We start from the raw sequence: 14,162 nt of genomic DNA, 5'->3' as shown, positions 1-14,162 counted from the left end.
TTATAGAGCCGATTCGTTGGCAAATAATTTAACTTCAATATTACCTTGTGTAGCTACAGAGTAAGGACATACTTGGTGTGCATCTTTTACCAATTGCTTGGCATCTTCACCTTGTAGGTTAGGAAGCGTTACATGGAGCTCAACAGCAATTCCAAATCTACCATCTTCGCTCTTTCCAAAATGAACAAGAGCTTTTACCTCTACACCTGTAATATCTCTTCCTTTGGCTACTGCTCCAATTGCTCCATTGAAACACGAAGCATAACCAGCAGCAAAGAACAATTCGGGATTAGGCTTATTGCCTGTTCCTCCCATAGTTGTAGGCATTGCTACATCAGTATCAATAATACCATCAGAGGTTCTTACATGACCTCTTCTACCACCCGTATTAAGGGCTTCTGCTGTATAAACAGGGGTTATTTTAATCATAGATGTATAAAAGTTTAAGATTCAAAGGTAGTTAATCTTGATTGGATAAACAAATTTATGTATTTGGCTGAATTTTAGAATATTTGTTTCACTAAATTATCAGAAAAAAAGATACTAAAAAGCCCTAAAAGCATGATAATTTTTGTCCAGTTACTCAAAAATTTAAAATCCTTTCGCTTATCTGCTTTATATAAACGAATGATTAGCCAAGAAGTAGGAAATAACAAAATAAACATCAAAAACATGATAATTCCTTTATGTAAAAAAAAGAAACTGATTATCAAATTCACTAAAAAACTGACTATCAGAATATAAAGTATTATTTTGGTTTTAGCTATTCCAAATAAAATAGGAAGCGTTCTACAACCAAAAACTGCATCTCCTTTCATGTCTTCAATATCTTTGATGATTTCACGAATTAGGGATATAAAAAATGCAAATGAAGCATAAATATAGATTTCTTCCCAATGCTGATTATAATAGAAAGCGACAATCCATGTAGTAGCTGCTGTAAGGATGGCTATTGCCAAATTTCCTACAAATGGCTCACGCTTAAGTCTATTGGAGTACCACCATAACAAAAAAATACACGCCAAATTGATGATTGCTACTTTCCAAGAAAGGTAGAAACCTATTAAAACTGCTAAAGCATTCAATGAAAAATTGCTAATAAGGGCTGTACGTCTTTGAATAAGATTACCTACTACTACTTTATCAGGTTTATTAATTAAATCTATTTTAACGTCATAATAATCGTTTACAATGTACCCTGCCGCAGCTACTAGAATAGTACTTGCTGAAAGCAAAAAGAAATTTAAGTCTGCAAAATGTTCCCAAAAAGATTTTACAGGTTTATCATCTATAAAAAATATTTTAATTAAGTATTGTGAAAATCCTATCATGATGAGATTTCCAAACCTTACCAAACGAATAAATGCTCTAAGTAGAAATATTTTATTTTGCTTAAAAAAAGGCATCTTTGAGTAATGGATGATAAAATATAAATAATAAGTTCAAATATTTTTGTTAAATGTTTATTGTTCATTGTTTTTACCAGCTATCATGCTTGCACCTACCACACCTACTAAAAGTAATATTCCTGCTAATTCAAAAGCAAAGATATAATCGGTTAGTAAAGAGACTCCTATGGGCTGAATGGTTGATGTAGCAGGCAGATTGAATATTTTTTGTTTGAAATCAGTTTGAAAAATTTGTTGTACAAAAAACACACCCACAGAAATAGCTATGATTCCAGAAAGTAGTTTAGAACGATTTTGAGCTATAATTTTATCTACTCCTTCAGTTCTATTGGCAAGCATTACTCCAAAAACCAAAAGTACCAAAATACCTCCTACATATATCATGAGTTGAGCAACTGCCACAAAATCAGCACCTAAGAACACATATATTGTAACCAAACATAAGAATACAATTAACAAGCCAAAAACAGCATAAAGCAAATTTTTTGAAAAAGATACCACTGAAAGTCCACCCAATAAAAGTACTATAAAAAAACAAAAAATATATAATTCCATTTGGTTTAATATTTATTTAAACATATAAATACAAGCTTTTTCTCAAAAATAAGAAAGAAAAAACGATTATCTTTAAAAAAAAAATTTAGTTTTACGGTTACCTATGATAATCTTTTGCGTATTTATACCAAATGAAAGACCCAGAAATACTTGAACGCATCAGAAAAGGTGATGAAACAGCTTTACAATATTTATATAAGCAACATTACCGCATGATGCTCCGCCTTGTTCTCAAGAATAGTGGAACTGAGGAGGAGGCTCAAGATGTCTTTCAAGATAGCCTCATTCTATTTTGGCAAAAAGTACATCAACCAGATTTCCAACTTACTGCTAAAATCAGTACTTTTCTTTATAGTGTTTGTTATAACTTATGGAGAAAAGAATTAGAAAAGAAAAGCAGATTATCGAGGGAAGAAAAAGATGAAGCTGTAATAGAAGATTGGGACAAGCAAGAGAGAATTCAGATTATTCATGCTTGTATCAATAAACTTGGGGCTACTTGTAAAAAGATATTACAATATTATTATTTTGATGAGCTATCAATGCATGATATAGCCCAAGTAATGGGATTTTCAAATGCAGATACAGCTAAAACGAAGAAATATAAATGTAAAAAAGAATTAGACGAACTGATTAAGAAACATTATAAAGCTACTGACTTTTTAGACTAATGCAAGACAACAAATTTTATCAAACAGATTTTATCGAAGCCTACTTGAAAGGTGCTGTTAACGAGGCAGATAAAAGCACTATGGAGAAAATTCTTTTAGCTGATGATAGCTTGAAGAGTGAAGTAGATTTTCAGAAAGACTTAATTCATGCAATTAGTGATAGTCGTAAACAAGACTTAAAGCAAATGCTTAAAAATACGCCTATTCCTACTCATACAGGTATGCAAATACCTACCAACTGGATTATAGGAGGAATTGCAACTACTCTTGTAACAGTTGTAGGTTTGGTTATGTTTATGAATCCCTCTAAAAAACCAATTGTTACAGAAAAACAAGATAAAGTATCATTAAAATCTTCTCAGGAAAAAACAACTTTTGAACCTAAAAATCAGGATGTTGTAATTACTCCCAAACAAGAAGAAAAAACAAATCTTCAAAATACAACTTCTAAAACAGAAACGATACCTAAAAAGGAAGAGTCAAGTTCTCCTTTCATAAAAGAAATTCACTATTTGTATGATGGAGGTGGCGTCTTACAATTGTTTGGAGATTTTAATTATAAGATCTTGGATAAAGTAGATTTGGGTAATGGTGTTAAAACCTACATTTTCATACAGAATAATTTTTATGAATTAGTACCCACAGGCGAAGAACCTAAAATACTGAAAGAAACGCAAATTAAGAATCCTGAACATATACGAATACTATCAGAACAATTAAAATAATAGATATAGTAAAATAGTAATAAATAAAAAAGCAACTCTTAAAGAGTTGCTTTTTATATTATTTCATTCCTAATATGTTACAAGGTGCATATTCAGGATCAATATTGATAAACACCTGATTTTTTGCTTTTGAAAGCCATTCTATCAAGGCTTGATTTTTCTTTTCAGAGAGGGCTACTTGTTGTATTTTTGGATAGTCTTTATTAAAATCTGCTACGTGAGCAGGATGCTTGGCTTTGTATTGAATGATACGAATTGCTTTTTTATTATCGAACGTTCTGAATGTATGAGCATTCGATACATCATTTACTTTCATGTTATCAAGCATATCCAAAATAAAACTATCCATTTCTCTGATTGAAATGCTATAGTTTCCATCTTCGGCTGGTATTCTACCACCATTGGAAGCTGTATTCATAGAGCCAGAACCTTTATCATCAGAATATAGAAGAGCTGCTTTTTCAAAAGAAGTGCTATCATGACGAATTTTAATAGCCAAGCTATCCAAAAAGCGTTCAGCTTCTTTCAAATCTACTTGTTCCCAATCTGGCATCATCAGGATATGTTTTGCATAAAACTCATCCCCTCTTCTATCTATTAATTTAATAATATGGTAACCAAACTGTGTTTCTACAATTTTAGAAACCTCCCCAGGTTTGAGTTTAAATACCATCGCCTCAAACTCAGGCACCATGTTTCCTCTTTTATGCCAACCCAAATCCCAGTTTTTATCATCGCTGTACATGCCTGCCATTTCCTCAAAATTCTGCTTGTCATCTACAATACGTTTGTAAACTTGCTCCAAACGATTTTTAACCCTTTCTCTTTCTTCTTTGAGCAATGGTGGGTTTTTCACGATTTGAGACACCTCCATTTCTGTTGGGAATACAGGTAAACTATCTTTAGGAATTCTGTTAAAAAACTTACGAACTTCACTAGGAGTAATTTTTACATTTCTGGTGATATGTTCACGCATTTTATTAACTGTCATTTGGTCTCTGAGCTGTGTTCTCAAATCACTTTTAAACATTTCTAGATTATCTATTCCCAACAATTCTTTAAGTTCTTCATCGGTTTTATTTTGAGAAATACTTACCCATCTTTGTTTAAAATCATCCTCCAATTCTACTTCATCTATCATGACTGAGTCTATTTCTGCTTTAGCGATAAGTACTTTACTTACTACCAAACTCTGTAGAATCTGACAACGCAGTTCAGATGTATTAGGAGCTTTCTTTTCTTGTATCATTTGAGTAGCTATTTGCTCTACATCTGAAAGCAAAACAATTTGATTATCTATTTTGGCTACAATTTTATCAGCAACTTCTCTTCCTTGAGCATACATATTAATTGTTCCAAAGCAGAGAAACAGCAATACAACTATTTTTTTCATAGTTTTTATTTTTTTATTATCTGTGTTTAACAATAAGGTGTCAAAATTACTTAAAAATTTCAAATTCTTTGTTTTTTTCAGCATCTTTATATAATTGGTCTTCTAATTTTTTGATTAACAAAGTTTTTCGTTCATTTAGAATCATGCTCTTAATTCTGTCTTTTACAAACTCCAAAGGAGCGTTCTGTTCCGAGATTTTATATTCTTTCACATACAACACATACGAAAACTCTGCTTCTTTCATTTCACTGAACTTATTGTTTTTCAGGAAATTAATTTTATTTGGAATATCTTCTAAAGGTGTTTGTCTTGTCAGCTCATCAAAATCTATCCAAGTACTGTCTTGTAAATGATAAGAAACGGCTTTTTCATTACAATATTTGGCTAATTCTTGCTTGTCTTCAGACTTATCAGAAGCCATCAGTTTAGAAAGTAATTCTTTATCTTTGTTGTTTTGCCCGATTTTAATGAAAATAGCTCTCACAATATTCTGTCTTAATTCAAACTCCTTGCCATTTTTCTCATAAAAATCTTTGATTTCTTGATCTGTAATTTTTTCAGAGAAGTTTTTGGTAACATATTGTTTTTCAAATTCGTGTGTAATTAAGGCATATTTATAATCTTCAAGCCTTTTGTTAAGTTCTTTTTCATCAATTTTGGCATTTTTTTCAGCATTTTTATACAATAACTGCCTGCGAATCCAGTTTTCTCTATAACGCTGAATGAAGTCCAAACTATCATTTTTACTCAACTTTCGGGGTATTACTTCACTGATTTCTGAGTAATACAATACTTTATCCCCTATTTGAGCAATTTTTTTACTTTGGTTTTCATCTTTTTTTCCGCAGGCTACAATAAAACCCGCTAGTATTACTGCTATAACAAAACGCATAAAAATCTTGAATGGTTGGTTTTATAATTCGTTATTTTCATTAAACTCTGTTTCAACTACCTCACCTACAATGGGTTCTGCATCAAAGAAAATAACTTCTTCTTTATTTCTGATTTTGTTGAAAATGGGATACTCTATTTCCTGAATGATGCTTCTTTCTATGATTAAATCAGGATTTTTATGGGCATGATGCCCCGCTGGCAATGTAGAAAGCTCTTCTTTTGAAAAAGGTTTGGAAGTTTTTACTCTTTTTATGTATGTTCCTCTCTTGTACTTGGTTTCCAAATCGTTCCAATTGATGCTTTTTTCAAGCATCATTTTATCTTGCAACTTGCTTCCATTGAGATTTTGAAGCTCTGAATGAGGAAACAGACTTTGTGCAAGCATAGAAATACTATTTTTAGTAGCATCGTTTTCACGCCAAAGCAATTGCACACAAGCATCGTGAAGGCTTGGTACTTGATAAATTCTACAGTCAAAATTGGCAATTCGGTTATGATTGGGTAGTAATTCCATTCGTTTTTCATTAAAAAACGACACACATCTACCTGTTAGTTTTGATAAAATTTTCTGCTTTTTACCTTCGTTATAAATAGCACTTTTTTTATCTTCTGAGTACAAAATGAGTGTAATTTCATCACTTTGGGTATAACCAACCACAGCGTTGGTTTCAGCTACCAAAGCTTTGGTAGTTTCAATCATCAGTTGGGTAAGATTGGCATCAAAAGGGCGTTGAAGCCCTTTTGTCCAATTATGAAAATTATTACCGTCTAATCTGATAATCACAGGAAGTGTTGGTATCATGATTTCTGGCGAGAAATTCTTCTCTAACCATTTACACCAATCACCTAAAGTTTCAAAAATCATAGTTATATTTATTTAATCATTTCTTCCAATGCCTTGATTTTCGCTTCAGCATCAGCGAGTTTTTTACGCTCATTTTCAATGATTTCAGGTTTTGCATTGGCTACAAATTTTTCGTTTGAAAGTTTTTTAGATACACTTTCTTTGAAGCCCTTGTAGTATTCCAAATCCTTCTTCACCTGCTCCATATCCACTTCAATGGTAATCATAGCAAAAAACTCATCTGTTTTTACCAAGAATTTCACACCATTGGCAGGACTATCCACTACAAAAGAGAGTTTACATACAGCCAATTTTTCGATAATTGCTTGCCATTTTTGCAAAACAACCTCACTACCAGATTTTTTCACTACAATCTCCAATACTTCTTTAGGAGAAATGCTATTGTTGTTACGAATATTGCGTATCTGACTTACAGCTTCAAAAGCAAGTTCTGCCTCTTGTAAAATAGTTTTATCAAAAGTATTTACTTTGGGATACTCTGCTACACAAATACTTTCATTGTCTTTGCGTGGGGCAATATTTTGCCATACTTCTTCTGTAATAAATGGCATAAATGGATGCACAACACGAACTAATTTATCCAAAAGTTCTATACTTTTCTCATACACCACTTTATTGATGGGCATGGACTTAGCATTATTTTGGTCGTATTCTGGTTTGATAATTTCCAAATACCAGTCACAGAAATCGTCCCAAAATAATTTGGTAACCCCTTGTAAAGCTTCTGAGAGTCTGTATTTTTCAAAATTATCTTCTATTTCTGCTAGTGCCTGATTGAAATGAGATTCAAACCATTCAATAGCAAGAGCTGTTTTGGGTAATTCTACAGATTCTGATACTTCAAATCCTTTGAGTAATCTAAAAGCATTCCAGATTTTGTTAGCAGTATTTCTTCCTTGCTCACAAAGTTTAGAAACATGAGAATCAGGGTCTTGCATAAAGGCATCTATATCTTCTTGTTTTTGAGATTTTGGAACACCCGTATCAAAAAGCACATCGTTACCTGCTGGAGAATTGTACAATACTCCAAAACGCATACCATCAGCACCATAAATATCTATTAAACGCAAAGCATCAGGACTGTTACCCAGAGACTTAGACATTTTTCTATTCAGTTTATCACGAATCAAACCTGTAAAATATACATCTTTGAAAGGTAATTGTCCTTTAAATTCATACCCTGCCATAATCATTCTGGCTACCCAGAAGAAAATAATATCAAAACCCGTAACGAGTACATTGGTTGGATAATAATACTGAATATCAGCATTATTAGGGTCTTTGAATCCATCGAACACCGAAATAGGCCACAACCAAGAGCTAAACCAAGTATCCAAAACATCCTCATCCTGAGTTAGTTCTATATTCTGAGCATCAGGGAATTGCTTTTTGTACTGTTCAATGGCTTTTTCTTTGGTTTCAGCTACTATAATATTACCTTTATCATCATAAAATGCAGGTATTTGTTGTCCCCACCACAACTGACGAGAAATACACCAATCTCTTGGGTTTTCCATCCAGCTACGATACATATTCTTAAACTTCTCAGGGAAGAAACGAATGGTATCGTTCATTACATTTTCGTAAGCAGGTTTACCTATCTCGCTCATTTTGAGCCACCACTGCATCGAGAGTTTGGGTTCAATGACTGCTCCTGTACGCTCTGATGTACCTACTTGGTTTTTATATTCTTCTACTTTTACAAGTAAGCCTTGTTCTTCTAAATCTTTGATAGCCTCTCTTCTTACCCAAAAACGATCTTTTCCTATGTATTTTTCTACTTCTACGGCAGCAGACATGGTTCCATCATCTGCAATGGTATCAATTACAGGCAAATTGTGTTTTACACCAATTTCGTAGTCAGCAATATCGTGAGCAGGCGTAATTTTAAGCGTTCCCGTTCCGAATTCCATATCTACATACTCATCAGCTATTACAGTTACTTCTCTGTTTACCAAAGGAACGGTTACAGTTTTGCCAATAAGATGTTTGTAGCGTTCATCATTAGGATTTACGCATACAGCCACGTCACCAGGGATGGTTTCGGGGCGTACGGTAGCCACTGTGATAAACTCATCACTATCTTTGAGTTTGTATTTTACATACACCATTTTAGACTGCGATTCTTTGAAGATTACTTCTTCATCAGAAAGGGCAGTTTTACCTATAGGGTCCCAGTTTACCATTCTTACACCTCTGTAAATCCAGCCTTTTTTGTACAAATGCACAAAGCTTTCAATTACAGCAGCAGAAAGGTCTTCTTCCATTGTAAAACGGGTTCTATCCCAATCACAAGAAGCACCCAGTTTTTTAAGCTGGTCTAAAATGATTCCACCATATTTTTCTTTCCAGTCAAAAGCGTATTTCAAGAACTCTTCACGGGTGATGTCTTTTTTAGAAATACCTTTCTCTTTGAGCATATTCACGACTTTGGCTTCAGTAGCAATGGAAGCATGATCTGTACCAGGCACCCAACACGCATTTTTACCCTGCATTCTGGCTCTACGAATCAGAATATCTTGAATGGTATTGTTGAGCATGTGTCCCATGTGTAAGACCCCTGTGACGTTTGGAGGAGGTATGACAATTGTAAATGGCTCACGATGATCGGGTTTAGAAGCAAAAAATTTGTTCTTGAGCCAGTGAGCATACCACTTCTGTTCGGTTTGGCTGGGGTCGTATTTGGTTGAGATTTCCATGATTGTTACTAATTGAATCCTAAAATCTGGTCTATGGTTTTGTAATTATTTCGTTTTTGATATTTTGAAGCACTATTTCTAATTCTTTCTTGATTTTATATTTTTGACGAATCCATATGCCCACATATACAAGAAGGGCTGGAAACCATAAGAAAGCAAGAAATATCCATAAATAGCATATGCAATTCCCCATAAAAACCCCTAAGACAACCATCCAAGGAAATTTCCCTGTAAATGTATTAGGTTCAGGCAGGTTTCTTGCGTAGGGTTTTTCTTCAAGATATTCAAATACTTCAATATAGGAGCTTTTTCCAGCAAAATATCTGTGTATTTTCTCTTCAGAAACCTTTATCTGCTCGTATGGTGTCATACTTTTTAATGCTTCAAAAAGCAAAAGTACAAAAAAAGTTTGAAAAATGTATTATTTATGGGGTGGGTAAATTTTCTATATCCAATATATCTTTGGGACGACCAACAGCCTTTTTATTTTTGATGAGTTCAGCTAAACCAATAAAATTAATAGGCATATTCTCTATGAAAATCGTTTTTTTATTCTGATAAGCTTCATTAAATATTATTCCGAGAGTTGTTGTCAAAATTTCTATCTTAAAAGGAACATCTCCAAAAGATACAAAACCTCCTTTATTCAGCATATCCACCTATTACTAGATACTCTACTTCATATTTATTCAGCAAAGAAATAAAATTTTTAAATAAAGGTTCAAGGCTTTCTTGTGGGTTGTTTTCCATTTTTTTGTATTTCAAATGCAAGTTTTCTTATTTTTTGCAAAGCAATAAGCCTTTCTTCTGGACTAATATCTTTCCATATTTCCCAACCTTTGACTTCATCATCAAATGATTTTCTTTCTATTTTATATTTTCCCATATCAAGAAATTGTAATCCTTACAAATATACTAAAAAATAAAGTTCTAAATAAAAAAGCCCCTAAATTTATCATTTAGGAGCTTTTATTTGTATTCAAATTTAACAGGCATACTTTGCCTTCTGATGTCTAATTTCCACAAGAAAATATCCAGCATATCTTGTAATCCTTGCAGAAAAACTGTTTTTTCTCGTTCCAAATAAGGCTTTAAGATAGGAAAATATGCTTTGATAGCGTCTTTGGTATAGAGTTCTTTGCCATCATCCAAACCCACTGTTTGTCCCAACTGAAAAGCAATGCTTTTTCGAGCATCCAAGTCGTTCACCTCAGAAGCCAAAATACCTATAAAATCCATTTCCTTCAGTGTTTGATATTTGAGGTCAATATCTCCTCTCAGGGCTTCTTTTACAGCTACTCTGATGGAGGTTCGTGTGAAATAAGATAAAATACTTCTACTGGCTCTCATAAACTTCAAATCTACATCTCGTTCAACCAATTTGCTTATCACACTTTCGCAATATTGGTTGTGTAAAGAATATGTATAATACAAAGCATTATTGAGTTCGTCTTTTGTACCTTTAAACACATCTGTAAGTACGCCATTCTCAGCTACTACCAAATTACCATTTACAGGACGAGTAAAACCATGTATTTCAGCAAGCATTTGGCTATAATGTTTACTCAAATTGGCTCTTTCTTGTGTAGTTTCAGGCAATACATCCAACACAAAAGCCACATCTATATCTTGTGAGTTTTGTGAGCCGAAAAATTGATATTGTAAAGTTTTCATAATTATTTTGTTTAGATGTAAGAACAAAGAATTTGGAGAAAAGAGTTTTGATTTGTGCACCATCTTATTTCCTTTCTCTTATCTCTATTTTCTCAATTTCAAAAAATTTCATCTTTCATGTTTATGGTTTCATCATTACATTTCAAAAATATCCCTTCTGAAGTATAAATCCCATAATGCTCTGCCATGGTAAGCCAATATTCCAAATAAGTTTGTAAAATCTGCTTTTCTTGGATTGTGATAGCCTTTCTATAAACCAAATTTTCAAGATTTGGGTGATACTTTACCAAATCTTTTTTTGTATAAATTTCTATGTTATTTTCAATGAGAGAAATATTTTGTCCCAAATAGAATGCAATCGTTTTCCAAATGTCTTCGTTTTTGGTATTTTTTTGATTAAAATCTTCTATTTCAAAAAAATTCACCTTCTCCAAAGCCTTTAGTTTCATTTCGAAAGGGTGTACTCCATTGACTACAGGACGGACAGACGTTCTTAAATGTGTACGAGTCAGCAATGTAAGTGTTGTTCGGGCTGTTTTATAAATTCCTAAAAGTTTATTCCTTTTCATTAAACCCCCAATGGGGTTAGAATGTTTTTGTGTATGTAAATGATATGTGGTGTATAAAGAATTATTCAAACCATCTATCCATGCTTTTGGATAAATGGTATCTGACAAATAGCCATCCTTGATGGTTACTAAAGTAGCATTCCAAGGTTTCTGATAAGTTTGTACCAAATTTTGAACCAAGATTTTTCTTTCTTGTTGTGTAGGTGGCATTAAAGTATCAGGTATCCAGATGATTACATCTTGATCTTGGGAGTCGTCAGAACCATACAAATAATAAGGATATGGAAAGTCCATAGTTGTAATTTTTTATAAAGTGGGTACACTATGTACCCACTTTGGTTAATCCACAAGCAATTTAGTTACAGCCGCCGAATTGATAGCCCAATTTGCATCATACACTTCATCTGCATTTTCAGCAGTTTCAAGGATTGTCAAATTCTGAGCTTCTGCCTTGATAGCAAGCAAGTTACCTACACTTAATTTGCTCTCTAATTTTCCTAACAAAGCCTTGATATTTCTCAAATCTAAGCCTTGTACTACTTGTCCATCAAAAGGCATTTCAAGCCATACTATCTCTGCTGCCTCTACATCCAACACCCCAAAAACCAAACCTTTGGTTAATTTTTGTGTTACACGAACTTGGTGTTGTACACAAGCAGGATCGTAAGCTACACCTGTTCTTTCAGAGATTTTCATAGGGTGTTTGCTATTCATCCAACCAATCACCAAATTAGGTGTGATAGAGCCGTTACTGTAAGCATTACAAGTAAATGTTACGTATTTTGCTTTCGCTTTTTGTAATTCACTTACCGAAATCTCGATGTATTCGGCTGTACCTACTTTATCTGGGATACTTCGGATATCACCACTGTGTTTACATCCTGTTGTATGCAAGTTTGAAAATGAACAAAAATCTGTTCTATTTTCGTAGGCAATATGACAGCTCAAGTCCATATCCAAGTGTTGAGCAGGCATTCCTGTACCCCATTGCATAAACAAACGAACTTTATCACCATCTACCACAAAACGAGTACCTTGTAATGCTGTAGGCAAATCTTGCACACTTTCACTTCTATCACCTATTGCCACAGGCATTTTGTAGAGCATTGGGTCTATGTAGATTGTTTTGCTTTCTGTTTGGATGGCTGCAAAACGTTTTTTCATAGCCAATACACACAAATCAGCAATACCATCTTTCATCTCTCCAAGTTGCTCATCTGTGTATAAAGATAACAACGGATTAGCTGATACTCCTTTTGCCACACCACCCAAAGGCTTTACGGTTCTAAAACCACCTTTTTTGAAGTAGTTTTCTGCATACATATTGAGCGTAAACACCAAACGAGCAGGAACTTTGTCTATAATCTCAGCAAATGCTGACAATACTTCATCTTTTCCAAACCACAACATATTGGCAAACAATGAACGGGCAAACAAACCTGGGCGTTGTTTTAACAAATTCATGGTTTTTACCACATCAGAACGCAGTTTGTAGTAATTGATTGTTCCCTGCCATACTGGGTATGTCTCGTTGTAAAACATATCCAAGATAGCTTTTAACTTCTCAAAACCTGCTTTTTTGCTGTATTCTGCAAGTCGCAAAGCTCTGATGAAGCGAACCCACATACCACGTTTAGGGTGCATCGATTCACAGATTTTCTCTGTGTCCATAGGCAAATCGTTCAACCATTTGGCTACTCGCAAACATTCTGCTCTGTTGTATTTGAGTTTCAAATCTTTTTTAGCTTCAAGCAATGCTAGCCCACTTGTGCTTGATGTAGAAAATACTATTCCATTTCCTTTAACATCAGGCTTGATTACCACTTTACGGTATGTATTATTTTTCACAGAACGTTTTACAATCGTTTTAGGCTCTATAATTTGCAAGAATCCAGTATTTTTGTACCACAAGTAACGTAAAATATCTGTTGGTGAAGCGAATAAACTTTGTGCTTTTTCTGGTTGATTTTGTTCAATACACAAATCAATGACAGCTATCAACGTTTCTTTTACTCCTACTGCCACTTGAGGCAAAGGGAATTCTGATAACAATATTTTCAAGCTATCCATTTGGGTAGCATCCAAAGCTGTTTTGGAAGTCAGCAAATCTGCAAAAAACTCTTTTGCTTCTTTTTCAGTCCACAGATTCAGTAATTTTAGTTTACTTCCTTGTCCAAAGGCTTCAATTTCACCTTTTTCGAAAGGAGTTCCACAAAAAGGGCAACCGTTGTAACGCTCTAGAGGAAATGTATCAGCAGGGATAATATGTCCACATTGCAGACGTGTACCTTTGGCTTGGAAAACGTTTGCAAACCAAGTCATGATATGGTCTGTAAGCGTTTCACCTGTTGGTGTATCCCAACCTTTTACTAAGGGTGTCCAATTTTTATTTACGCCCATTACTTCACGAAACTGTTCCAATAAATCTAACTGATAGGTAGGTGAAGTTTGGTTTAAAGCCTTCAACAAAGGTTCGGAAACACTAAAACCCAATCTTGCCAAATTAGCTACCAAATTGGCAGTTGTTGGTCTGATAGCCTTATTATCTGATGCATTTTGTACATCAGTTATAAATACTGCTTTTTGACGAAGGGCTACTTTTTGTAAATTTTTCATAATTGTATTGTTTAAAAGTAAGATAATTTAGTTACTAGGTTCAGTAAAAGTGAAGTGCCTTACGGCAGAAGTAAGTAACTATTGACCTTAAA

At 33.9% G+C, this 14,162-nt stretch carries 12 protein-coding genes and 2 pseudogenes; 2 read left to right on the top strand and 12 right to left on the bottom strand.

Going from position 1 to position 14,162, the window contains the following annotated elements; all coding sequences use genetic code 11:
- The 3 genes from AD998_09950 to AD998_09940 all read right to left on the bottom strand — a co-directional run bounded on the left by AD998_09950 (position 1) and on the right by AD998_09940 (position 1,964).
- The gene (locus AD998_09950; GenBank protein ID KOY86423.1) at positions 1-429 is read right to left on the bottom strand and encodes an organic hydroperoxide resistance protein; all 429 of its coding nucleotides are present in this window, start codon (positions 427-429) and stop codon (positions 1-3) included.
- Between the two features lie 74 nt (positions 430-503).
- Positions 504-1,406 (bottom strand): hypothetical protein, encoded by a 903-nt coding sequence (locus tag AD998_09945; protein KOY86422.1) that lies wholly within the window; start codon positions 1,404-1,406, stop codon positions 504-506.
- 57 nt (positions 1,407-1,463) lie between these two features.
- Positions 1,464-1,964 carry a hypothetical protein gene (locus tag AD998_09940; GenBank protein KOY86421.1) on the bottom strand — a complete coding sequence of 167 codons (501 nt, stop codon included), beginning with the start codon at positions 1,962-1,964 and terminating at the stop codon, positions 1,464-1,466.
- Positions 1,965-2,095: 131 nt separating this feature from the next.
- Here AD998_09940 and AD998_09935 point away from each other — a divergent pair, with 131 nt between their 5' ends.
- Together AD998_09935 and AD998_09930 are read left to right on the top strand one after the other, a co-directional pair.
- A complete protein-coding gene (locus tag AD998_09935) occupies positions 2,096-2,635 on the top strand; it encodes an RNA polymerase subunit sigma (GenBank protein ID KOY86420.1) in 540 nt (179 codons plus the stop codon).
- On the top strand, positions 2,635-3,360 hold the full coding sequence (locus AD998_09930) for a hypothetical protein (GenBank protein KOY86419.1): 726 nt from the start codon (positions 2,635-2,637) through the stop codon (positions 3,358-3,360). Before AD998_09935 ends, AD998_09930 begins: the two co-directional genes overlap by 1 nt.
- A gap of 58 nt (positions 3,361-3,418) precedes the next feature.
- Here AD998_09930 and AD998_09925 read toward each other — a convergent pair whose 3' ends face one another.
- The 9 genes and pseudogenes from AD998_09925 to AD998_09885 all read right to left on the bottom strand — a co-directional run bounded on the left by AD998_09925 (position 3,419) and on the right by AD998_09885 (position 14,070).
- On the bottom strand, positions 3,419-4,753 hold the full coding sequence (locus tag AD998_09925; protein ID KOY88137.1) for a hypothetical protein: 1,335 nt from the start codon (positions 4,751-4,753) through the stop codon (positions 3,419-3,421).
- Between the two features lie 46 nt (positions 4,754-4,799).
- Positions 4,800-5,567: pseudogene (locus AD998_09920) on the bottom strand (hypothetical protein).
- Positions 5,568-5,666: 99 nt separating this feature from the next.
- Positions 5,667-6,512 (bottom strand): hypothetical protein, encoded by an 846-nt coding sequence (locus AD998_09915; GenBank protein ID KOY86418.1) that lies wholly within the window; start codon positions 6,510-6,512, stop codon positions 5,667-5,669.
- Positions 6,513-6,520: 8 nt separating this feature from the next.
- The gene (locus tag AD998_09910; protein KOY86417.1) at positions 6,521-9,211 is read right to left on the bottom strand and encodes a valine--tRNA ligase; all 2,691 of its coding nucleotides are present in this window, start codon (positions 9,209-9,211) and stop codon (positions 6,521-6,523) included.
- Positions 9,212-9,242: 31 nt separating this feature from the next.
- Positions 9,243-9,581 (bottom strand): hypothetical protein, encoded by a 339-nt coding sequence (locus AD998_09905; protein KOY86416.1) that lies wholly within the window; start codon positions 9,579-9,581, stop codon positions 9,243-9,245.
- 55 nt (positions 9,582-9,636) lie between these two features.
- Positions 9,637-9,825, bottom strand: a pseudogene (locus AD998_09900) (hypothetical protein).
- 355 nt (positions 9,826-10,180) lie between these two features.
- Complete coding sequence (locus AD998_09895) at positions 10,181-10,885, bottom strand: hypothetical protein (protein KOY86415.1); 705 nt, start codon at positions 10,883-10,885, stop codon at positions 10,181-10,183.
- A gap of 98 nt (positions 10,886-10,983) precedes the next feature.
- Positions 10,984-11,748, bottom strand: coding sequence for a hypothetical protein (locus tag AD998_09890; GenBank protein ID KOY86414.1), 765 nt, complete (start codon positions 11,746-11,748; stop codon positions 10,984-10,986).
- A 45-nt stretch (positions 11,749-11,793) separates the two neighbouring features.
- Complete coding sequence (locus AD998_09885) at positions 11,794-14,070, bottom strand: hypothetical protein (protein ID KOY86413.1); 2,277 nt, start codon at positions 14,068-14,070, stop codon at positions 11,794-11,796.
- Positions 14,071-14,162 lie beyond the last annotated feature (92 nt).

Source organism: bacterium 336/3, from assembly GCA_001281695.1.
Taxonomy (GTDB): domain Bacteria; phylum Bacteroidota; class Bacteroidia; order Cytophagales; family Thermonemataceae; genus Raineya.
Note: the sequence above shows the minus strand (reverse complement) of the source record. Positions and strands in the feature narration are given on the sequence as shown.

What these genes read in the sequence shown, in the direction of transcription:
- AD998_09950 (KOY86423.1), bottom strand. Translation starts at nt 429, where the DNA reads ATGATTAAAATAACCCCTGTTTATACAGCAGAAGCCCTTAATACGGGT.
- AD998_09945 (KOY86422.1), bottom strand. Translation starts at nt 1,406, where the DNA reads ATGCCTTTTTTTAAGCAAAATAAAATATTTCTACTTAGAGCATTTATT.
- AD998_09940 (KOY86421.1), bottom strand. Translation starts at nt 1,964, where the DNA reads ATGGAATTATATATTTTTTGTTTTTTTATAGTACTTTTATTGGGTGGA.
- AD998_09935 (KOY86420.1), top strand. Translation starts at nt 2,096, where the DNA reads ATGAAAGACCCAGAAATACTTGAACGCATCAGAAAAGGTGATGAAACA.
- AD998_09930 (KOY86419.1), top strand. Translation starts at nt 2,635, where the DNA reads ATGCAAGACAACAAATTTTATCAAACAGATTTTATCGAAGCCTACTTG.
- AD998_09925 (KOY88137.1), bottom strand. Translation starts at nt 4,753, where the DNA reads ATGAAAAAAATAGTTGTATTGCTGTTTCTCTGCTTTGGAACAATTAAT.
- AD998_09915 (KOY86418.1), bottom strand. Translation starts at nt 6,512, where the DNA reads ATGATTTTTGAAACTTTAGGTGATTGGTGTAAATGGTTAGAGAAGAAT.
- AD998_09910 (KOY86417.1), bottom strand. Translation starts at nt 9,211, where the DNA reads ATGGAAATCTCAACCAAATACGACCCCAGCCAAACCGAACAGAAGTGG.
- AD998_09905 (KOY86416.1), bottom strand. Translation starts at nt 9,581, where the DNA reads ATGACACCATACGAGCAGATAAAGGTTTCTGAAGAGAAAATACACAGA.
- AD998_09895 (KOY86415.1), bottom strand. Translation starts at nt 10,885, where the DNA reads ATGAAAACTTTACAATATCAATTTTTCGGCTCACAAAACTCACAAGAT.
- AD998_09890 (KOY86414.1), bottom strand. Translation starts at nt 11,748, where the DNA reads ATGGACTTTCCATATCCTTATTATTTGTATGGTTCTGACGACTCCCAA.
- AD998_09885 (KOY86413.1), bottom strand. Translation starts at nt 14,070, where the DNA reads ATGAAAAATTTACAAAAAGTAGCCCTTCGTCAAAAAGCAGTATTTATA.